Origin of the sequence: Nitrincola nitratireducens (genome assembly GCF_000585235.1) — a bacterium.
GTDB classification, from domain to species: domain Bacteria; phylum Pseudomonadota; class Gammaproteobacteria; order Pseudomonadales; family Balneatricaceae; genus Nitrincola; species Nitrincola alkalisediminis.
In genome coordinates this window covers 62,409-82,576 of record NZ_AONB01000002.1, presented here as the reverse complement: position 1 = coordinate 82,576, position 20,168 = coordinate 62,409, and the positions used below count along the sequence as shown (strand labels likewise).

The window sequence follows — 20,168 nt, the reverse complement described above, 5'->3', positions numbered from 1 at the left end:
CGTTTTACAAAGCACGCTGTTTATAAAATATGCCGCTTACCCGCCTTCTGCGCGAGAGACGCCACAGCCGTCACGATCTGATCTAGGCTTACAACCTCAAAGTCAGCTCGCGTTCCACCTGGCCAAGGCACTTGATTGATGTTGACCCAGATTGTCCGCATGCCAATGTTTTGTGCCGCTTGAACATCATTAACAGGATGATCTCCGACATGAATCACCTGATCAGCACTCAGCTGCATATGATGCAGGGCTTTTTCGAACATAAGTGGATGCGGCTTTGCTTGCCCCACCTGATCCGCATTGTATTGAAAGTCAAACACATCGGCCAAGCCCGTTCGCTTCACCTCAGCATTGCCATTGCTCAATGCACCAATCATCATTCCCAGGTCGCGCAAGGCTTCTAACATTGTCCGAGCGTGCGCAAAGAGTTCGACTTCATGGCGCGCGTGAAGAAAAGCCTCGAATGCATTCCGAGCGTAATCTATTGCTTGCTGCTCAGAATAACCACTGCTCTTTAAACATTCCTCAAGCAATTTTAAACGTATTTGCGTAACGCTGTGTTCGATACCTGGGTATCTAGACAATAAATCGGCTCGCAAAGGTGATCGCTCACTTAAATCATGAAGCGAATAAACCGACGTGAAAGCGGGCGCATTAGCATCTAACCACTGCCAAAGCGTCCGATTGGCATGTTCGATCACGGGGTCAACGGCCCAGAGTGTATCATCTAAATCAAAAGTCACGGCCTTAATCATCTGCCTTTCTCCTTGCTCGTGGGTGAGCTTGTTCATAGACACTCATCAGATGCTGAAAATCAAGATGGGTATAGATTTGGGTTGTCGATATATCTGAATGGCCTAACAGCTCCTGCACCGCTCTAAGGTCATGACTAGACTCAAGGATATGACTCGCAAAGCTATGACGCAAGCGATGTGGATACACCTGCCCCTGAGTCCCTTTTATGCGCCCCCAATGGGCAAGACGCAGCTCGACTGATCGCGTGGATAAACGACGGCCACTTTGACTCACAAAGACGGCGTCTTCTTGCGATTTAGCCCACAGAGGCTTAATTTTCAACCAGTCTTCTATGGCTTGCACCGCTAAGCGTCCAATCGGCAAAACCCGTGTTTTTTGCCCCTTACCCAACACGCGGACACTGGCATCCGCCAAATCAATATCCTGCTGATTTAGCTGAACCAACTCAGATACACGCAAGCCTGAAGAGTAAAGCAGCTCCATCATCGCAAAGTCTCTTAGCGTAAGAGGCTCATCATCTGGGCGCTTGAGCAATTCATTTAGCTGATCTGGATCGAAGGTTTTGGGTAGACGCTTAGAGGATTTAGGTGCTTGAATAGCCAGAGCAGGGTTGTGAGAAACCCAATTTTCTCTGACTAAAAAACGATAAAAACTGCGCAAGGAGGACAGAAGTCGGTGTAAACTCCGTCCCGACACACCCTGTCCATGCAATACGCTGATGATATGGCGCAGTTGCTTCTCGGTTAAAGACGCCCAGCCTGACAACTGTTCTAACTCTAGCTGCTCATACACCCTAGAGAGATCTCTAAGGTAATGCTTCACGGTATGAGCAGAATAGTGCTTCTCAGTCTCAAGATAACGTTTGAACGCTAATTGCCACAGCGCATCCGTTGACGAATCTGACACAGAACTACGCCTGAGGTTGCTGAAGAATATGGGCAACCACTCGACTTAACACCTCACCCACATAACTCAAGAAAAGTGTACCTTGACTGCTTTGGAAGTACTCCGCATCAAAGCTGCCTATCGCTAGCAAGCCCAACGTATCGCCCTTAACTAACGGAACAACCGCTGCGGACAAGACACGCGGAGCATTTTCTTGGAACAAGAAACGGTTCATCGCCTCACTGAGACGTCCACAGCTAGGCAAACTCGTTTCAATTAATGGTTGAACAATGCTGCAATCGGCCTTCGACAACATCCGTAGACTGTTCACATTCAGTGGTTTTTCACTAAACAACAATAAACGAGCATCATCGCCATAAAAATCTTGGCATAGGCTTTCTTCAATCGCAATCGCGACATCATCCAACGTCTGAGCTTCCAACAGCGCCAGCACCATACGCTTCGTCTTATCAAACTGGATATCATTGTGACGCGCGATATCAATTAACTCAGACAAATGCCCATGCAGCTTTTGATTACGTTCGCGCAACAGGGATGTCTGCCGCTCCACCAACGAAACCGCTGTACCGCGTTGATGGGGTACATAGAGTTTTTCTAACAACCACGCATGTTCGGAAAAGAAATCCGGATGGCTGGATAGATACTCAGCGACCTGTGTTGCACTCAGCGATTGACTCTGTGCAACAGGTTTACTTTTAGACCCCGCTAACACTTCTTTGCTCATAGATACACCTGCCCTTCAAAAACAGTCGTCGCGGGCCCTGTCATCATCACAGATGCCCCATCACCACGCCAGCCAATATACAACTCACCACCCGGTAAAGATACTTTGACCTGAGCATCTAGAAGACCTCGCAAACGACCCGCAACAACCGCTGCACAGGCACCCGTGCCACACGCCAGCGTTTCACCGGCTCCGCGTTCAAAGACCCGCAAAGCAATATGAGAGGGAGAAAGCACCTGCATAAACCCCACGTTCACACGCTGAGGAAAACGAGGATGACGCTCAATCAATGGGCCAAGTGTTTTGACTGGGGCCGTGTCTATATCATCCACCACCAGCACCGCATGCGGATTTCCCATCGAAACAGCCGACACCTCGTATAGATTGCCTTTGACGTCTAGACTATAGACTGGTGCCTGAAGCTCCGCTGCAAAGGGAATTTCCACCGGATTTAAGCAAGGCGCTCCCATGTCGACTTCCACTAAACGATCCGGAAGCATTTTTAGAATCGCCTTACCTCTTGCGGTTTCCACGGCTATTTCATCTTTCACCGTCAAACGCTTATCTCTGACGAAGCGAGCAAAACAGCGGGCACCGTTACCACAGTGTTCCACTTCAGAACCATCCGCGTTGTAGATCCGATAGCGAAAGTCCAAATCAGGCCGTGTTGGGGGCTCAACCAGCAATAGTTGATCGAAGCCAATACCCGTATGACGATCGGCCAAGCGTCGAACCGTTTGTTCACTTAAACGAACACGTTGTGAGACGGCATCAATGACCATAAAATCATTACCGAGGCCATGCATTTTGCTAAAACGAACGAGCATTAGCGGCCTCCACTTAACGATCAACAGGGAGAATAGACTCCCCTTTAAAGAGATCTGCTACCTGCTCACGCTCGCGTACCAAAAACACTTGGTCGTCATCCACCATCACTTCGGCCGGACGCCCGCGTGTGTTGTAGTTAGATGCCATAACAAAGCCATAAGCACCCGCTGAACACACCGCCAGTACATCCCCCGCTTCGAGGTTCAATGATCGATTTTTGCCCAAAAAGTCACTGGTTTCACACACAGGACCCACCAAATCCCACGACTTCGCTGTATCAGATGATGCTTCAGACATGGTGACCGGAATAATTTCTTGATACGCACTGTAGAGCGCGGGTCGAATCAGATCGTTCATCGCCGCATCAATAATGGCGAAGTTTTTCTCACCGTTTTGCTTGAGGAACTCAACGCGAGTCAACAACACCCCAGCATTAGCTACAATTGAGCGGCCCGGCTCAAAAATCAACTGAATGGGACGGTCACCCAAGCGCTCTAACACTTTAGAGATATACTCTGATGGTGTCGGTGGAGTCTCATCGGTGTAACAAACTCCTAGGCCACCGCCTAAATCCAAATGATGAATGCGAATACCATCTTCATTTAGCTCATCGATCAACGCCAATAAACGATCCATTGCATCTAAAAATGGATCCATATCAGTGAGCTGGCTGCCAATATGGCAATCCATCCCCACGACTTCAACAGCATCCAGTGCTGCCGCACGACGATAGACCTGACGTGCATGATCGATATCAATACCAAACTTGTTTTCTTTCAGACCCGTGGAGATATAAGGATGGGTGCCCGCATCAACATCGGGATTCACCCGGAATGAAATACGAGCCACTTTGCCCATGTCTTTGGCCACTTGGTTCACACGATCCAGCTCGGCATCGGACTCAATATTGAAACAGAAGATTCCAACCTCTAAAGCCCGTTGAATCTCATGCGCTTGCTTACCAACCCCTGAAAAAACGATTTTCTCAGGCTTGCCACCTGCCTGTAATACGCGCTCCAGTTCGCCCAATGACACAATATCAAACCCAGCGCCCAAACGCGCCAGGATATTCAAAACAGCAAGATTGGAGTTCGCTTTTACGGCATAGCACACTAAGGCATTTGTGTGCTCTAACGCCTGTGCATAACTTAAGTATGCTCGCTCAATGGCATCACGTGAGTACACATACAAGGGCGTACCATAGTCACGCGCCAAATCCGATAACGCGACCTCTTCGCAATGCAAGCGGCCATCAAAATATTCAAAACTGTCCATTACAAATCTCACTGTGGCTGTTGAGTCTCAGGGGTACTTTCAGGCATATATAAAGGCCCCTTTTGTCCGCAAGCACTCAACAACAGGAACCCTGTAAACAATACCGGCCATAATCGTTTCATGTTTGGCAATCCTCAGGGTTGGGTTCTATAAACGAGTGATTATAACCTGATGCTCTGCCCTTGACATCCTCTCGGCGCTATAAACGAAGAGAATGGGCATAGCTTCTGCTTTCGGTGAACATGTTTCTCTGTCTACGCTTCACCTGTTTTGTTCGTGGGAATTCCACCCACTCCGCCATAGGCGCGAGGAACGAGCGTCCTGCGACTGTAGGGAGCGAGTTTCATGGCTTTGTTATGGCTTGGTATGCCAGGAAATATCTATCTTTTTATGATGTGCCGCACAATCTCTAAGATACAGATTGATGAGACTTTGATAGGGCACACCTGTTTCCTCTGCCATTTCTTTAAAATAATCAATGACATCCTCACCAAGCCTAATAGTGACAGTTTTTTTTAACTTTGAAACATATGGATTTTTACGCGATTTCATTTTTGAAAAATCATATTCATCTTTCATGACAGTCACCCTTCATAGAACTTGCGTTCCTTGCTGGTTGCTTTGCGCGCAGAAATGATTCGTATAGTACTTCCTTGATCACGCTCACAGTGGCACACGACCAAGACCCTAGATTCATTACTCATTCCCAACATAAGGAAACGATCTTCTGATGGGAGTGAATTTTCATCATCAAAGAACTGAATCGCGAACTCATCGTAAAAAACCGATTTCGCTTCATAAAAGGAAACCCCATGTTTTTTGAGGTTCGAGTCAGCCTTTTTTGGATCCCATGCGAATTAAATCATAAATATAATGCATGTACATTACTGTAGACTGTCAAGCTTGTAGAGCCAATCGTGGTAGAACGACCCATTACTGCCCCCCCACACAGTCCCTTCGCCATGTGATCGGCTTTACCGTCTTAGACTACTATGTTCATCCAGTCAGTACAGGTCGGCGCACGCTGGTCGTTAAGTGCAATCGTCATCTTAGCTGACTCTGGATCAGTGATATTGCTCTTCACTTCTTTGCTGCGCTTGCCTTTGCCCATCCTCGGCTGGTTCTGCTTTAAAAAAGCATCGATCTTATTGGCAGCCACATCCAGTGTTTGAATGGTTTTAGTCTTGCGATTATGACGCTCCAGTGATTCTTCACTTTCACAGGTATCTTTTAATGCGGCACGGTGTCGCAAGATAAGGCTTTGAAGATGATATTGGTTTCGCAGCACCACTGGATCTCACGTCTGGAGCTAATGCCCTTGGAATAAGCAAATAATATAATTTTGAGCAGTCTCGCAGGGTCGTATGCTGGGCGACCTTCGGCATCATTTTTATAGGGCTTGTGAAAAGCCGATAGGTCGAGTTTTTAAGAGATCAGGTAATGCACCTCTTGAAGCGTTTGTCATGCGCTATCATACTAATGTTTAACTATGTAATACATTGTGCAACAAAAGGTACTGTTATGAGAACAGAAATGCTAAGTACTCGCATAGACCATGATACCAAAGTTGCTTTTACTAGCATCTGTGACGAAATGGGTCTTAGTACATCACAAGCTATTAAAATTTTTGCAAAAGCCGTGATTAATCATGGTGGTATTCCATTTGACTTACGTGTGCCTCAACCAAATGAAACAACGATTTCTGCAATGAATGAACTCGTTCAAGGTCATGGGCATAAAGCAGAATCTGTTGGTGAAAAGTGCTGATTTTAGGCTAAACTGAACTCCGAAACTTGACTTAGAACTTTTAAAGTTTCATACATCACGGCACCCGTTAATAAACTCATCCCTCGACCCTAGCAAGTCGTTACGACAACCTACATTAGCATCTATACGAATACTAAAACGTGACCAGAGCTTTTGATTATCCTTACTCTTGATCTGTCGCAGGTGTAAGACTGGGCTTTGTCGCGAGCAGGATTGATAAATTTGACATTAGCGTGTCAAACTCAGATCCAGAAAGATAAGAAAGCTCTTTTTGCCGAGTCAGTGCCAACCCTAGCGCATTAGCCTTCGCACGTCCTGGATGACACATAATCACACACCCATCCGCAACATTCTGAAACCACTGCTCAATTAAAGACGGAAAATCCGCATCAGGTGAGAGCGAATAAAGGCCCGCAAAATTCTTTGATAGCGGAATAGCTCGCTCAGATGCAGCCGCCGAAAACCCTTTTGACATCACCCCTAAAATAATGGCTTTCAAGCGTGCATCATGACCGTAAATGGATGGATTCACTTGGCGAACCCAAGGGGTGGATTGAGGGTAGCGTTTCTGAATTTCATCTAACACCACATCGCGAATACCTCTAAAGACATGCACATGTTGATGGCCATCGATAAAATCCGGAGGAGCGCCCCAAGCCTTTTCAAACTGATCACATTGATCAGCAAACTGCTCTCTAACCCAAGCTAAATCCAGCTGATTCAACATCGACTGCTTCATCAACTTCACCAAGGGGATGCGATGCTCAAACTCCGTTAAATTAAAATGCAACCCGACGGCCACTGAGGATGCAAAGGGCTTTAAGCGTTTTGCATCGGATTGCCAACGTGGTAAAGAGGTCATGCAACTGACCGCAGACAAACGGGCATTTTCCACTAGGTCAAGAATGCCATCACTGACCTCAGCGGACATACCAAAGTCATCGGCGCACAGGACAATTGATTTCATGATGCAAACGCCCACAAACGACTCAATACAAACGTCATGACCGCTACAACCCCCAACACAATGAGTAAAGCAATATCATAGGATAAAGATGTGAACGTTAATAACGCTGCATACATGGCTTCATTGACTAAAAAGCTTGCCAACGCAACTCCCGCAAAGCGCACAAAGGTTTGGCGATGCGAAACCCCTGCAGCTTGAAATGTAAAATGACGGTGGCCAAAGTAGCTCACATTAAACGCAACCAGAAAGCCCACGACATTTGCCCACAAGGGCGCTAACCCAAGCGGAACCAGGATGAGGACAACGCACCAGTGCACAATCAAGGCACTCACGCCGACACCCGCAAAACGGAATATCTGCATGATCATACCGAGCTTGCATCCTTTGTGGAGGCTTTATCTTGAGATTCAACATGTACGGGGCGACGATAATCCGAAATCAAGTACACGGGCCGTCCTTTTACCTCTGAAAAAATGCGTGCAACGTATTCGCCTAACACACCGACAGACAAAAGCTGTACACCACCCAAAAATCCAATTCCAGCAACCAATGTTGGCCAGCCCGGCACATCCGTACCCAAAATCAATGTGCTAAGCACCACAATGACCGCATAACTCATTGCCAACAATGAAACGCTGGCACCAATAAACATCCAAATACGAAGGGGCGCACTGCTAAAAGCCGTGATCCCCGTGAGCGCCAATGAGGATAAACGGCGTATGCCAAAACTGGTTTCACCGCTAAAGCGCGGATTGACCTTAAAAGGCACACCTATGCTGCGAAAACCCACCCAAGCAAATAAGCCCTTCATCATGCGTTTACGTTCAGATAAGGAACGCAGAGCCCTCACTACTTTTGCATCCATCATGCGAAAATCCCCTGCATCGGGCTGGATTTCCACATCGGCACTTTTACTCAGCATGTGGTAAAACGCACGTGTTAACTTACGCTTGACCATTCCTTCATCCGAGCGATCGGCACGTACGCCGTAAATCATGTCATAGCCTTCTAGCCAGCGTTGATAAAAAACTTCCAGCATTTCGACGGGGTGTTGCATGTCTGAGTCCATGATGATGACCACATCACCCTCGGCATAGTCTAACCCTGCGCTCATCGCGGCTTCTTTACCAAAGTTTCTGGATAAACTCAGCAGTGAAACAGGGTACTGTTCACTGAGTTTTAACACTGTTGCTTCGGTTGCATCTCGGCTGCCATCATCAACGACCAGCACCTCAAAACGATCAGATAGCTTAGGTAAAGTGGCACATAACAGCGGAACCATTTCTTTAAGGTTGTCGGCTTCGTTATAAGCTGGCAGGATACAGGTAATCAACGGTGCTGGTTGGCCGCTTCTTGGCGTAAGCATTGACTGGTTTGACGTATTCTCTGACATGTAAAAGACCCAATTTGCATTCAGCGTAAGCGGTTAATGATAAACTATTCTTTTATAACGCATCACAGGCAACTCAGTAAGTCATATGGCACGCTTTTTTTACAATTTGATTTTACATCTGCTGCTACCTGCCATTCTATTCAAGCTCTGGCTAAGAGCTCGAAAAGCACCCGCCTATGCCCATCGTTGGACTGAACGCTTAGGGAAAGTTCACTTTCCGGCTTACGATCAGTCACCGATTTGGATTCATGCCGTGTCCGTGGGCGAGGTTCAAGCCATTGCAACCTTTGTGAAAGACTGTTTACGTGAGCACCCGTCCACCCCGATTGTCATTACCACCATGACACCAACAGGTGCCGAACGTGTCCAAGCATTATTCGGCGACCAAGTGACCCATCGTTACTGCCCTTACGACTTCCCATGGGCCATGCGGCATTTTGTTCAAGCACTTAAACCACAGCTTTGCCTGATTGTTGAGACCGAGTTATGGCCTAATCTGCTTCACGCTTGCCAAGTATCAATGATCCCTGTGATCTTGGCAAATGCTCGTTTGTCCGAACGCTCGGCAAAAGGCTATGCCAAATTCAAAGGGTTAACTCAGTCTATGCTGGACCGCATCACCCATATTGCCGTACAAAACCACGACGATGCCGAGCGTTTTGCCAAGCTCGGAGCTCACCCAGACCGCATGAGCATTATCGGCAGCATCAAATTTGATGTCGACATTGACCCAGAGTGGTCACACAAAGCCACGCAGTATAAACAGGCCTGGGGCACAGAACGCCCAGTCATACTGGCGGCCAGTACCCACGATGACGAAGAAGCTCAGCTTCTTGGCACCTTCGAGTCGCTTCGCCCGCGCTATCCCGATCTTCTATTATTGATCGCGCCGCGCCATCCTGAGCGCTTTAATGCCTGCGCGGAACTTTGCGAACACACGGCTCTTAAATGGCGAAGGCTCAGTGAACACTCACTTATTGATGCTAGCACCCAAGTGTTTCTGATTGATCGCTTAGGTGAGCTTATGCCTTTTTGCAGTGCAGCCGATATCGTTTTTGTTGGTGGCTCTCTCGTGGAAAGAGGCGGACACAACCCACTTGAGCCAGCCATGCTCGGCAAACCCGTCATTATCGGCCCACACACCTTCAACTTCGCGCTGATCACGAAAGAACTCGCCAATCAAGGTGGATTGGTACAGGTGCCCGATCAATCCGCACTGGGCAAGGCGCTCGAGCATTGGCTCGATAACAAACATCAGCAACTGCATGCAGGACAGCAGGCACGAGCGTACGTCGAGCAACATCAAGGCGCGTTAGACAAACTCAAAACCCTTGCGTACGCTTATTTGTCATCCAACGCATAGCAGCCTTTTTCAGGCAGTATCATCATCCAACTGAGCGACAAAGGCTGCGCTTGAATACCGGGCCACTCCAAAGCAGCCTGCCCTGTCGAGCGCTTTACATCCCCTAACGCAGACATCCACTCATAGCTAGGCGCCTGCGTCGCATCCCCGCGCCATACGAAGACAGCACCGCGCTCCCGCACATCATCAAGGGTTACCCAAGGGGAATAGTGGAACTGGCCTTCAATTAATACCGACGGACGCGTTGGTACCCGTAACGACACCAAACCGGCTAACCAATAGTCACCAACCACTAAGGTTAAAGGACAGGACGTTTCTTGCTGCCATGCCCGCTCAAGTTCAACAGCAATCGCTTTATCCGGCCAAAGAATTCGAGTGGGTTTATTTTTCAAATACGGAAGAATTGCCAAATCTAAAAGCCTCAGCAGCGGCAACACTAAAATAAACACTGTAAATGTTTTTAAAATCCTTGACGTCTGCGCAGACGTGAAGCCTTTGGGTAAGAAAAATGCCACCAATAAACCTGACACACTCCACATAGGCGTGCCCCACATGTCGCGCAGCCCTGTCCCTGTCATCATGGCGACAAGAGTGGTTAACAGCGCAGGACCTAGACCGACCCACAGCAGAAAGCACAAGGTCTCTTGCTCTGGCTTAACTGACCAATAACGACGTCCAAACAGCCCCGCCACGGCCAATAACAACAGGATAAAGACATGATCAAGGAGTTGAACCGCAATAAACTTCAAAGGCCCTATCACATGTGCTTGCAAGGCACTGGTGGTGTTCGCTCTGTCTTGCATATAGGTCAAAGGCAGGAAGTCATGCTGCACCAACCAATACAGATGAGGCGAGAACACCAGTAATAGAACAAAGATCGCTGCAATCACCTGTCCAGAAACAATCCGTTTTCTTAAGGGAGCCTGCACAAGCATGTAAAGAAACAAGGTCGCCACCAGTACAACAATGACATATTTCGTTAGCAGTCCTAAACCCACACATAGGCCTAGGGCACACCAATCTAGATAACGCCAATGCGTAATGCCGCGATGAAAAAAGAAGATAGCCGCCGCCCAAATCGGCATTTGGGCAACATTGTGATTGTATTCAAGCGTAGGCCAAGTGAAATAGTACACTCCCATTAACAGGAGTGTACCCAGCAAAGCTTGCTGAGTACTTAAGAGGCGCCGCCCCAAGCGCCAAGCAAAAAAGACCGTTAGCAGAATATTGAGCTGACTAAGTAGAAAAGGCCCTAAATCCGCGAATAGCTGCCAAGAAATATGAACCAACCAAGCGGGTAAAGGAGGATGTTTATAGTATCCCCACTGCCACTCTTTTCCCCAAAATAAGCCCTCGACCACGTCTAAGGGCAAACTGTAGGATGCCATCCAAGGCAAGAGCGTCCATAAACACGCATGCAAAAACCAAAGACCCGCAACGGCAAAACCCAGAGAGGTGGACGCTTGCAACTTATCCTGTTGATTCATTTTCCCGCATCACATATCTGAAAACTGCATATTATAGAGCGCAGCATAACTGCCGCCTTTTGCAAGAAGCTCTGCATGAGAGCCTTGCTCGACCACCTGTCCATGCTCCATCACTAGAATACGGTCTGCACGCTCAATCGTGGATAAACGATGTGCAATAATCAACGTGGTACGATCTTGAATCACGCGCTCTAGCGCCGTTTGAATGAAGCGCTCAGACTCTGTATCCAAGGCGGAGGTCGCCTCATCTAAAATCAATAAAGGTGCATCTTTCAAAATGGCTCTCGCGATGGCGATACGCTGACGCTGACCACCTGATAACAGGAATCCATTTTCACCGATAATCGTATTGAGCCCTGCAGGTAAACGATCCGCAAACTCAGACACCATCGCCGCATCGGCTGCCGCACGTATGTCGGCTTCTGAAGCATTGGCAAGCGCACCATAGGCAATATTTTCAGCAATGGTGCCTTCAAAGAGCACCACATGCTGGTTCACTAAACCAATCTGGCTGCGTAAGCTGCTCAACCAGTAGTCTGATAAGGGCCGATCATCGAGCAAGATTTGTCCCTGTTCAACATCAAAAAACCTAGGCAATAAACTCGCCATGGTCGACTTTCCGCTGCCAGAACGTCCCACTAGAGCAACCGTCTCACCTGGCTGAATCACAAAACTAATATGCTTTAAGGCAGGCTCTTCACTGCGTGGGTAAATGAAAGAAACATCACGAAATTCAACCTTTCCCTTCGCATGTGCAAGCTTAACGGTGCCACGATCAACCTCTGGCTTTTCATCAAACAATGAAAAAAAGCTTTCGGCCGCGGCGAGGCCTTTTTGAATCGTGCTGTTCACCTCAGTGAGTTGGCGGATCGGCTTTGCCATAAAAGACGCCGCAGAAATGAACGCAATAAACGCTCCCGTTTGCATGGACTCAAGCAGCGAAGGTGACATGGCGATGTAGGTTAACAGCGCCACAACCGAAGCCACCAGCATTTGCACTATGGGGGTGGAAATGGATTGTGTGACCACCATTTTCATAAACTGACGACGATTGCGTTCAGAGACTTTGACGAAGCGTTCACGCTCTGCGTCTGCCCCCCCAAAGATGCGCACCACCTGATAGCCTTTGATGGCTTCGGAGGCAGCCGTTGAAATATCGCCCACCGAGCTTTGTATTCCATGACTCAAGCGCCTTAATCGCTTAGATGCCAATGCAACAACCGCCCCCACCAAGGGCGCAACCAAAACAAACAGTAAGGTGAGCTTCCAGTTAAGATAGAGCATGTAACCAAAAAGGCCGACGACGGTTAAGCCCTCTCTGACAATGGTTTTTAATGCATCGGTGGCAGCCCCCGTCACTTGCTCAACATTATAGGTTAACCGAGACAAGAGTTCGGCTGACGAGTGTTGCTGATAAAATGAACATGGTAATACCAACAAATGATCAAACATCTGACAACGCAGACGATTGACCAACGAGCGAGCAACGTAGGAAAAGCCATAATTTCCCAATAACGTTCCCGCACCACGAACCGCAAAAATAAGGATAATACTGAGCGCCAGCCATCCTCTTTCAGAAAAATTATTGGCTTCGACGGCATTAATAAAATTTTCTAACCACTTTGCCGCTGCTGTTTGAGTGGCGGCATAAAGAACAAACCCAAACAACGCAAGAGAGAACATTGGCCAGTCCCCTTTCACGTACTGCATTAAGCGACGATAGACTACCCAACCATTGGAAGAATCTTTTATTAACTCTTTTTGCATAGACTTCTCTGTTAGTTAATCACACAAACGGCCTAGTATAACTGCACCTTCGGCGGATATCAGGGTAGAATACGATTAAATTGCGATAAATCAGTGGAAAAGTGGCCGTCGTGACTGAAAAAAAACCTTCATTGAGTTCCTCTTTAGCCCTTTTACCCACCCGTTTATGGGTCGGGCTACTCCGTCTTCTTGTCCGTTTACCTTACTCGACTCAGCTGATATTGGGAAAATGGGTAGGTCTAGGATTGTACTTTTTAGCACGTGATCGACGTAATGTCACTGAGGTGAATGTCAGACTCTGCTTTCCTGAGCTCAATTCTGAGCAGCAAAAACAATACGTTCGAGACATTTTCATTAATAACGGCATTGGAATTTTCGAAGCCGCTATGTCATGGTGGGCACCCGATGCCTGGTTTAAAGACCGAGTAACCCTAACAGGCACCGAGCATCTTGAAGAAGCATTGGCGGAAGGGAAAGGGGTAATTCTGTTAGGCGCGCACTTTTCGACACTCGACATCGGCGGGCTGCTCTTTTCCTACTACTATCCCGTCGATGCCATGTATCGCAAAAACAATAACCCACTCTTAGAAGACGTGATCACTCAGGGACGCTTACGCTTCTTTAAGTCAGCTATCGAACGCTCCGACATTCGGACAGTTATTCGCAACCTCCGTAAGAACCACATCATCTGGTATGCTCCAGATCAAGACTTTGGACTGCATCAATCGGTTTTTGCTCCTTTTTTTGGTGTTCCTGCTGCCACCATCACGGCAACCTCGCGCATGGTTAAACTCAACGGCTCACCCATTTTGATGCTTGCTCAGCACCGCACGCCGGATAACCGCTATGAGTTAGAGATTTTTCCGATCCTTCGCCCTTTCCCAACTGGCGATGATGTCCAGGATGCAACCCTGATCAATGCTGAAATTGAAAAGGCTATACGCAAAGACCCCACTCAATATATGTGGGTACATCGACGCTTTAAGAGCCATCCAAAGGGCAAAAACTACCTGTACAAAAAGTCTTAAGTTGCTAGCAACCAATCGAGAGGATCGATGGAATACGGAGGGGCCAGCCCATCCCCTTCCAAGAACAACTTCGACCAGACGGCCAACTGCAAAAGCACTGCAAGCGCCTCAGCTAAAGACTTATCAATAGGCGCACTACTCTGAAGCCGTAATGTCAGTTCCTGAACTTGGCAGACGTCTTGGATAATCGCGCTGCTTAACAAGGCTGATGCCAGCTTCTGACGAGAAAGGCCTTGAATCCAGTCGGTCACGGGTACGCTAAACCCCTTCTTTTTACCCGATGCATTGAAGGCTTTTTGGTGCTGCTGTAACCAGGCTCTTGGCACCTGTTTGCCTAATCGTTGCTGAATTTTTAACTGTGCAGGTAAAGATAGGCCCATTAGGACGAGTCGATGATCTAAGAAGGGCACTCGACCCTCAACGCCTTTAACCATGAGCATACGATCCGCTTTCAGCAGCAAATCGTCGGCCAACCAGGTTTGCATATCAACATATTGGCGTCGAGTTAAGGGATCTAAGCCCTTACCGGCTTGCCAAGCATCGATAAAGGCTCACGCCAGTTCTGTTTCATCCCCGCACGGACCGAAGGAGACAACAACGCACTCAAAGACGCTTTATCAAAACGTCCCCGCGTTCTAAAACCACCCGTACCTGGCGTTTTTAACGCATGCCAAGCGCTCTGAAGCCAGGGCATGCGATATCGGCCGTAGCCTGCAAACACCTCATCACCGCCTTCGCCCATCAACACGACCTTGTGCGAATGCGCCGCTGCATCCGCGAGCATTAGGGTGGGGAGAGAGGCAAAATCACCCATCAGCTCATCCATGGCCCAAATGCTATACACCCAGTGTTTAAACAGGTCGGAAGGGTCCATGCGAATTAACGCAAGCTCGATTCCAGAGGCATCCGCCGTCGCTTGAGCGGCATGCACTTCATCATGAACAGAGGTAGAGGGAAAACCCAAGCTCCAAGCTTTAGGCCGACCCGATGACAAGGCTGTGCGCCCAAGTTGCGTTGCCAAAATACCCGAATCAACACCACCCGATAAGAACAACCCCACTGGCACATCTGAGCGTAAATGCTCGGTTAATGACTGCTGCAAACACTGATCAAATTGTTCAACTGCTTCGCCCATAGAGCCTTGAAAGGCTACTTGCGTGGCCAAGGCTTCAGATAAAGACCACCAGTTTCGCAGGGTCTGACGGCCTTCGGCATCCACGCGCAGTGCTTGACCTGGCAATAGCCGCTTAATCGACGCGAAAGCCGTATCAACACCCGCATTAAAGTTAATTTGCAGAAAACGCTCCACCCCTGCAGCCTGCATTTTGACAGTGTCTAATAAGGGAAGTAACGCCTTGATTTCAGACGCAAAAGCAATCCCATCCTTCAATTGAAGATAGTACAAGGGCTTAATACCAAAGCGATCCCTGACCAACAGCAGGCTTCGTTCAACTCGATCAAATACTGCAAACGCGAACATTCCGTTCAGTTGGTCAATAAACGCCCCAGGCGCACGTGCAGCCAAGGGTAAAATCACTTCGCAATCAGACCCCGTCAGGAACTCAGCACCTTGCGACTTCAACTCCGCTCGCAACTCTATGTGATTGTAGATCTCGCCATTGGCAACCAGCACATAGCGTTGATCAGGGCTTTTGAGCGGCTGCTGCCCTTGCTCTAAGTCGATGATGGAAAGCCGAGCATGGCCTAAGCATACATCTTGATCGTCAAAGATGCCGTGTCCATCCGGCCCTCGATGCTGCAAACGCGTCAGCATCTGCGCCACTCGGGTCGAGTCGACCGAATGATTAGGCGTATAAATCCCGACAATCCCGCACATGCTTATCGCCCCTTCTGTAAAAGCTGCTCGTATAAATGACGATACTCAGACAGAATGACGTCCTCGCTGAAGCGCTCTGCTAACACTCGAAGACCCGCTGCAGACACCGCGCTAAGGTCTGTGTCAGAAGCAGTCAGTGCCTGTTGAATGGCCTGACCCATGGCATTCGCGTCATCGATTTCGACCAAAAACCCAGATACATCCGGTTCAACTAACTCTAATGCTCCATGTGTTCGCGTTGAAACAACAGGCAATCCATGCGCCCAGGCTTCTAATATCACATTCCCTAAGGGCTCGTGACGCGAAGGGCACACAAACAGATCGGCCAAGTGAAAATAAGGAGTGGTCTCACGCTGCCAGCCAAGAAGCTGTATTCTTGAAACCGCCGATGAGTCAGCCACTTGCTGGGTAATCTCATCGGATAAAGGCCCATCCCCCGCGATCAGCAAGTGTAGTGCACGCCCGTTGACCTCCGCTGGCAAATCGGAAAAGGCCTTAATGAGGGTATCAAACCCTTTATTCTCATGCAGTCGACCGAGGGCAAACACAACTAAATCATCTTGATTCAATCCCAGTTTTTGCCGCAACACTTGCAACTCAGCCTCTGGTGTAGGCGCAGGAATCGATACAAAATTACTGATGAACGACACCCGCTCCGAGGGCACACCTTCGCGCACAAGATAGTCACAAATACTCAGCGTATTGCCGACCAATGCATGAGCATGTTGATACTGTTTAGGGTTATAAAAACCACCGAGCCTTGCAACATGGACAGGCCCTTTAGACGGAGGCAGCTTCACCAAGCGCGTTGCGCGCCCCATCCAAGTTTGTACGATGTCAGGCTGAGTATTGCGAATCAAACGCTTTAAACCAAAATATGAAAAAGGATCGAAGACACTGCGCATAGGAACCGTGCTCACGCTCGGTCGCAAAGCAGACACAAGCTCACTGTCAGGAGACGTCACTGCAATCGACGTCAAATCCGAACGATCCTGGATGGCGTTGTGCATACGGATAAAAAAGTTTTCCGCCCCTCCGAATTGCTTGCTGCCAATAATTTGTAGGCTTGATATAGGTGACATAACCGATCCTATGTTCGTCAGACTTGCTATCTAAGGGCAATAACCTGAAAATAAACGCGATTATAGCAAAGCCCCCTTAAGATCCCAGTAAAATCCGGATATCACATGAACAATACGCGTTTACCCATCAGTGTTACCATCATCGCCATCAATGAGGCTGACCGTATTGGCGCCACCATAGACAGCGTGATCGACTGGGTTGACGAAGTGATTGTGGTCGACTCGGGCAGCAAGATGGAACACCAGACGTGGCAACACAGCATGGCGCACGCTGTATACACAATGATTGGCCTGGCTATGGGCAACAAAAACGCTTTGCGGAAGACCAATCTAAAAATGATTGGATTTTCAATTTAGATGCTGACGAGCGCGTCCTTCCTGAATTACGAGACGAGATTTTGAAGTGTTTCGAATCTCCTGAGGATTTGGCCGACGGCTATTTTATGGCGATTCACGACCGTCTGTATTGCACAGACAAACTCAGTCAGTATACCCCCTACAAACCTGTCAGACTTTATCGTCAATCAAAAGGTCGCTACAGCTCCAGCCCTGTTCATGATCGTGTGATTATGAACGCGCAAACAACGACAGCAACACTGAAGGGTCGGATTGCCCATGACTCACTGCGCTCATTTCATCACCGTATTGAAAAGATGAACGAGTACAGTGAAGCGCAAGCCGCGGACATGATGACTAAAGGCCGCAAACCGTCCAAATTCCGTATTATTGTCGACTTTTGGGCCTCGTTTATTGTCGGCTACTGCTTCCGAGGCTATTGGCGTGGCGGCTTGATGGGCTATATCTATGCGGTCAATTTCGCCTATAGTCGTTTTTTACGCCAGATAAAGCTTTATGAGCAACATCACCACTCAATCGCATCTAAACAATCGTCATTGCCTAAATAACCATGCGCTAAGGCGTATACCCCTTTGGAGATCCCTTGACTGCCATTTCCGTCATCATCCCTGTGTTTAATGCTGCCCCCTATATTGAAGAAACACTCTTCAGTTTAATGGAGCAAACCTGGCAGGATTTTGAAATTGTTTGTGTTGATGATGGATCAACCGATGACTCGCTTGCGCAGTTAAATGCGATAAAGACAAAAGAGCCAAGGCTGCGCATTCTGACGCAAGCCAACGCAGGACCGGCCATCGCTCGGCAATCAGGCTTAGGCGTTGCACAGGGCGAATATGTGTATTTTATGGACAGCGACGACTTTCTGCACTCGGATACGCTCAATAGACTCTATGAGTTAGCCGTGGCCCATCAAGCTGACTGGGTTTGTCATCGTTTAAGTTACGTTGCAAAGGACCACCCAATTCAGTCGATTTATGCGGATGTCAAAGCATCGCCAGCCAAGGCCATTGAAGGGGCGAAAGGCATTCTTTCAAAAAAGATTAGTATTGTCAGCTGTGGAAAACTCTATCGGCGTAGCGTTTTCGATGATTTTCAGTTTCCTGAATTAAGCTTTGCTGAAGATTATTACTGCACCAGCCTTCTGGCTCTAAAGGCTGGAAAAATTATTTATATTCGTGACAAACTCTATTTCTATCGCCAACATGACGCTTCATTAACGGGGAGTTTGACGCAAGCCAAGGTGGCCTCGATTTTTGAAGCATCCAATCAATTGTTCACAACTCTTGAAAAGACCCAAGCCCATCAATCAGCAACCCTAAGGCTGAAAAATTATACCGCTCGCTATCAGTTTTACCCCGCATTATCCGTATTGCTGCGCCGACAAAATCTAGACGACCTTGCTCACTTTCGCGATTGCTGGACGCAGCAAGCCCATATTTCGTTAAAACACCTCACCTGGATTAAGCGCTGGATCATCTCTAATGTTCTAAGGGGTGAGTTTTTGAAAGCGATCAACATCTTTCAACGGTATGAGAAGTGGAAGGTCTAGCTCTGCTTGAGTGCATCTTTTTTTAAGGACTGTTCCAAACCTGGCCAATATTTGGCGACTAGACTTTCATGTTCCGAAGCGCCTGCAACCTATTTAAATAGCGATCCCGCTCAGCCAACCAATGATGCCATTGACGACGCAGCTTTTGGTCTTGCCAGCCTGACAGGGCGATCACGGGTTCACGAGCATTGGCGAAGACCTTAGTGATGGCTTTGGATTGTTTGCCCGTTAATAAGGTGACCTCAGCCAGCTCACGATCAATAACCCAGTGAGCAAATTCCGGCAGGTGGCTGCGGAATACCTGCATATCGTGGAAATTCCCCAGCAACTCTTGAACCTCTTTGCACCAAGCAACGAGTGCTTCCGATTTATTAATGATACCCGTAAAGGGTTCAAGCAAATAACGCAGATATTTAATCTCGATGCGCGCAAGGTGCGCGTCTTCCATCCCTGCATGCAAATGTTGGTCAATCGACTCGATACGCTGCTCAATCGTTTTATCCAGCCATTGCCCTAAGTTAACAGTCTCTTTTTGTTTGGCCCGAGGTTTTAGCCTTTGCTTTGTTGAAAAACTCAACTCATAGGACAACTGGTACGCCTGCTTACCATACTCAAGCAGATTATAGAGGGCGGGCATCTCACCTATCTGTTTTTGTGCCAAGGACAACCAATCCAGCATGACTTCGTGATCACGCACGGGATTGCTTGCCTTAGCCAAGGCTTGAAGTTGTTTACAAGTAGAGGTATTGGTTTTGACTTCACCGCGCGTCAGCTTTATCCACACCCGTAGTCGACGCAGATCGACACGCATCGTGTGCAATGCCTCGGGATCATCCTTTGACGCTTGATAATGCGCCCAAGCCGCATGAAATGCGGTTTCTTTTTCCCGAAGGATGTTTGCCAGCACCCTACCCGCTGGCTTTAGCAAGCGATTATTGCCACCATCGATTGTCTCGATCTGTATTTTCTTGCGTTTTTTATTCATAGTTATATTTTGTATGTATTCATATTTTCACAAGAATTTAAAATCCTCTGGAATTCCCCTATCTCTTAACCTCATCACTAAATGAAGCCATGAAAAT

At 48.1% G+C, this 20,168-nt stretch carries 21 protein-coding genes and 3 pseudogenes; 5 read left to right on the top strand and 19 right to left on the bottom strand.

The features are described 5' to 3' along the window. Window positions 1-20: 20 nt before the first annotated feature. The 10 genes and pseudogenes from D791_RS02860 to D791_RS21955 form a co-directional block, all read right to left on the bottom strand. On the bottom strand, window positions 21-755 hold the full coding sequence (locus D791_RS02860; protein WP_036507613.1) for an HAD family hydrolase: 735 nt from the start codon (window positions 753-755) through the stop codon (window positions 21-23). Further along, window positions 748-1,662 (bottom strand): tyrosine recombinase XerC, encoded by a 915-nt coding sequence (gene xerC, locus D791_RS02855; protein ID WP_051514059.1) that lies wholly within the window; start codon window positions 1,660-1,662, stop codon window positions 748-750. The genes D791_RS02860 and xerC overlap by 8 nt, the downstream gene beginning before the upstream one ends. 4 nt (window positions 1,663-1,666) lie before the next feature. Beyond that, the gene (locus tag D791_RS02850) at window positions 1,667-2,386 is read right to left on the bottom strand and encodes a DUF484 family protein (RefSeq protein WP_051514056.1); all 720 of its coding nucleotides are present in this window, start codon (window positions 2,384-2,386) and stop codon (window positions 1,667-1,669) included. After that, entirely contained in the window at window positions 2,383-3,213 is an 831-nt protein-coding gene (gene dapF, locus D791_RS02845) for a diaminopimelate epimerase (protein WP_036507602.1), read from the bottom strand. The genes D791_RS02850 and dapF overlap by 4 nt, the downstream gene beginning before the upstream one ends. A gap of 13 nt (window positions 3,214-3,226) precedes the next feature. Next, window positions 3,227-4,489 (bottom strand): diaminopimelate decarboxylase, encoded by a 1,263-nt coding sequence (gene lysA, locus D791_RS02840; RefSeq protein WP_036507599.1) that lies wholly within the window; start codon window positions 4,487-4,489, stop codon window positions 3,227-3,229. Window positions 4,490-4,497: 8 nt separating this feature from the next. Next, window positions 4,498-4,611, bottom strand: coding sequence for an LPS translocon maturation chaperone LptM (lptM, locus tag D791_RS19505; protein ID WP_081763694.1), 114 nt, complete (start codon window positions 4,609-4,611; stop codon window positions 4,498-4,500). 232 nt (window positions 4,612-4,843) lie between these two features. After that, on the bottom strand, window positions 4,844-5,068 hold the full coding sequence (locus D791_RS02835) for a CopG family antitoxin (protein ID WP_036507596.1): 225 nt from the start codon (window positions 5,066-5,068) through the stop codon (window positions 4,844-4,846). A gap of 5 nt (window positions 5,069-5,073) precedes the next feature. After that, window positions 5,074-5,328 (bottom strand): annotated as a pseudogene (locus D791_RS19500) (BrnT family toxin); the annotation flags it as partial. A gap of 143 nt (window positions 5,329-5,471) precedes the next feature. Beyond that, entirely contained in the window at window positions 5,472-5,777 is a 306-nt protein-coding gene (locus tag D791_RS20270; protein ID WP_202806812.1) for a hypothetical protein, read from the bottom strand. Beyond that, window positions 5,723-5,935: pseudogene (locus tag D791_RS21955) on the bottom strand (transposase); the annotation flags it as partial. The pseudogene D791_RS21955 and the gene D791_RS20270, both read right to left, overlap by 55 nt. A gap of 75 nt (window positions 5,936-6,010) precedes the next feature. Between D791_RS21955 and D791_RS02825 the strand changes: the two are divergent. After that, on the top strand, window positions 6,011-6,256 hold the full coding sequence (locus D791_RS02825; protein ID WP_036508070.1) for a type II toxin-antitoxin system RelB/DinJ family antitoxin: 246 nt from the start codon (window positions 6,011-6,013) through the stop codon (window positions 6,254-6,256). Between the two features lie 163 nt (window positions 6,257-6,419). Here the strand turns inward: D791_RS02825 and D791_RS02820 are convergent, their stop codons facing one another. From D791_RS02820 to D791_RS02810, 3 genes are read right to left on the bottom strand one after another with little or no spacing between them, the layout of a single operon-like run. Next, a complete protein-coding gene (locus D791_RS02820; protein ID WP_051514053.1) occupies window positions 6,420-7,223 on the bottom strand; it encodes a ChbG/HpnK family deacetylase in 804 nt (267 codons plus the stop codon). Further along, window positions 7,220-7,591 carry a GtrA family protein gene (locus tag D791_RS02815; protein WP_036507583.1) on the bottom strand — a complete coding sequence of 124 codons (372 nt, stop codon included), beginning with the start codon at window positions 7,589-7,591 and terminating at the stop codon, window positions 7,220-7,222. Before D791_RS02815 ends, D791_RS02820 begins: the two co-directional genes overlap by 4 nt. Next, window positions 7,588-8,616 (bottom strand): glycosyltransferase family 2 protein, encoded by a 1,029-nt coding sequence (locus D791_RS02810; protein WP_051514051.1) that lies wholly within the window; start codon window positions 8,614-8,616, stop codon window positions 7,588-7,590. The genes D791_RS02815 and D791_RS02810 overlap by 4 nt, the downstream gene beginning before the upstream one ends. Window positions 8,617-8,701: 85 nt before the next feature. Here D791_RS02810 and waaA point away from each other — a divergent pair, with 85 nt between their 5' ends. Then, entirely contained in the window at window positions 8,702-9,979 is a 1,278-nt protein-coding gene (gene waaA / locus D791_RS02805) for a lipid IV(A) 3-deoxy-D-manno-octulosonic acid transferase (protein WP_036507580.1), read from the top strand. Here waaA and D791_RS02800 read toward each other — a convergent pair. Continuing rightward, window positions 9,958-11,466, bottom strand: coding sequence for a glycosyltransferase family 39 protein (locus D791_RS02800; RefSeq protein ID WP_036507578.1), 1,509 nt, complete (start codon window positions 11,464-11,466; stop codon window positions 9,958-9,960). The two genes, waaA and D791_RS02800, sit on opposite strands and share 22 nt — an antisense overlap. Window positions 11,467-11,475: 9 nt before the next feature. Next, entirely contained in the window at window positions 11,476-13,233 is a 1,758-nt protein-coding gene (msbA, locus tag D791_RS02795; protein WP_036507576.1) for a lipid A export permease/ATP-binding protein MsbA, read from the bottom strand. A 110-nt stretch (window positions 13,234-13,343) separates the two neighbouring features. Between msbA and lpxL the strand changes: the two genes are divergently transcribed. After that, complete coding sequence (lpxL, locus tag D791_RS02790) at window positions 13,344-14,261, top strand: LpxL/LpxP family Kdo(2)-lipid IV(A) lauroyl/palmitoleoyl acyltransferase (protein ID WP_237748488.1); 918 nt, start codon at window positions 13,344-13,346, stop codon at window positions 14,259-14,261. Here lpxL and D791_RS21325 read toward each other — a convergent pair. From D791_RS21325 to D791_RS02780, 3 genes are read right to left on the bottom strand one after another with little or no spacing between them, the layout of a single operon-like run. Next, window positions 14,258-14,746, bottom strand: coding sequence for an asparagine synthase-related protein (locus tag D791_RS21325; protein WP_202806809.1), 489 nt, complete (start codon window positions 14,744-14,746; stop codon window positions 14,258-14,260). The two genes, lpxL and D791_RS21325, sit on opposite strands and share 4 nt — an antisense overlap. Before the next feature lie 29 nt (window positions 14,747-14,775). Continuing rightward, entirely contained in the window at window positions 14,776-16,098 is a 1,323-nt protein-coding gene (asnB, locus tag D791_RS02785) for an asparagine synthase (glutamine-hydrolyzing) (protein ID WP_202806799.1), read from the bottom strand. 2 nt (window positions 16,099-16,100) lie between these two features. Beyond that, window positions 16,101-17,180 carry a glycosyltransferase gene (locus tag D791_RS02780; protein ID WP_036507574.1) on the bottom strand — a complete coding sequence of 360 codons (1,080 nt, stop codon included), beginning with the start codon at window positions 17,178-17,180 and terminating at the stop codon, window positions 16,101-16,103. Window positions 17,181-17,285: 105 nt separating this feature from the next. Here D791_RS02780 and D791_RS02775 point away from each other — a divergent pair. Together D791_RS02775 and D791_RS02770 are read left to right on the top strand one after the other, a co-directional pair. Then, window positions 17,286-18,085: pseudogene (locus D791_RS02775) on the top strand (glycosyltransferase family 2 protein). Between the two features lie 35 nt (window positions 18,086-18,120). Next, the gene (locus D791_RS02770; protein WP_036507572.1) at window positions 18,121-19,086 is read left to right on the top strand and encodes a glycosyltransferase family 2 protein; all 966 of its coding nucleotides are present in this window, start codon (window positions 18,121-18,123) and stop codon (window positions 19,084-19,086) included. A 58-nt stretch (window positions 19,087-19,144) separates the two neighbouring features. Here the strand turns inward: D791_RS02770 and D791_RS02765 are convergent, their stop codons facing one another. Then, complete coding sequence (locus tag D791_RS02765) at window positions 19,145-20,071, bottom strand: CHAD domain-containing protein (RefSeq protein WP_036507570.1); 927 nt, start codon at window positions 20,069-20,071, stop codon at window positions 19,145-19,147. Window positions 20,072-20,168: the final 97 nt, after the last annotated feature.

Coding starts and splice junctions, on each gene's coding strand:
- D791_RS02780 (WP_036507574.1), bottom strand. CDS start 17,180: ATGTCACCTATATCAAGCCTACAAATTATTGGCAGCAAGCAATTCGGA.
- lptM (WP_081763694.1), bottom strand. CDS start 4,611: ATGAAACGATTATGGCCGGTATTGTTTACAGGGTTCCTGTTGTTGAGT.
- msbA (WP_036507576.1), bottom strand. CDS start 13,233: ATGCAAAAAGAGTTAATAAAAGATTCTTCCAATGGTTGGGTAGTCTAT.
- D791_RS02800 (WP_036507578.1), bottom strand. CDS start 11,466: ATGAATCAACAGGATAAGTTGCAAGCGTCCACCTCTCTGGGTTTTGCC.
- D791_RS02860 (WP_036507613.1), bottom strand. CDS start 755: ATGATTAAGGCCGTGACTTTTGATTTAGATGATACACTCTGGGCCGTT.
- D791_RS02835 (WP_036507596.1), bottom strand. CDS start 5,068: ATGAAAGATGAATATGATTTTTCAAAAATGAAATCGCGTAAAAATCCA.
- D791_RS02850 (WP_051514056.1), bottom strand. CDS start 2,386: ATGAGCAAAGAAGTGTTAGCGGGGTCTAAAAGTAAACCTGTTGCACAG.
- waaA (WP_036507580.1), top strand. CDS start 8,702: ATGGCACGCTTTTTTTACAATTTGATTTTACATCTGCTGCTACCTGCC.
- D791_RS02765 (WP_036507570.1), bottom strand. CDS start 20,071: ATGAATAAAAAACGCAAGAAAATACAGATCGAGACAATCGATGGTGGC.
- D791_RS21325 (WP_202806809.1), bottom strand. CDS start 14,746: ATGCAAACCTGGTTGGCCGACGATTTGCTGCTGAAAGCGGATCGTATG.
- D791_RS02820 (WP_051514053.1), bottom strand. CDS start 7,223: ATGAAATCAATTGTCCTGTGCGCCGATGACTTTGGTATGTCCGCTGAG.
- lysA (WP_036507599.1), bottom strand. CDS start 4,489: ATGGACAGTTTTGAATATTTTGATGGCCGCTTGCATTGCGAAGAGGTC.
- D791_RS02825 (WP_036508070.1), top strand. CDS start 6,011: ATGAGAACAGAAATGCTAAGTACTCGCATAGACCATGATACCAAAGTT.
- D791_RS02810 (WP_051514051.1), bottom strand. CDS start 8,616: ATGTCAGAGAATACGTCAAACCAGTCAATGCTTACGCCAAGAAGCGGC.
- dapF (WP_036507602.1), bottom strand. CDS start 3,213: ATGCTCGTTCGTTTTAGCAAAATGCATGGCCTCGGTAATGATTTTATG.
- asnB (WP_202806799.1), bottom strand. CDS start 16,098: ATGTGCGGGATTGTCGGGATTTATACGCCTAATCATTCGGTCGACTCG.
- D791_RS02815 (WP_036507583.1), bottom strand. CDS start 7,591: ATGATCATGCAGATATTCCGTTTTGCGGGTGTCGGCGTGAGTGCCTTG.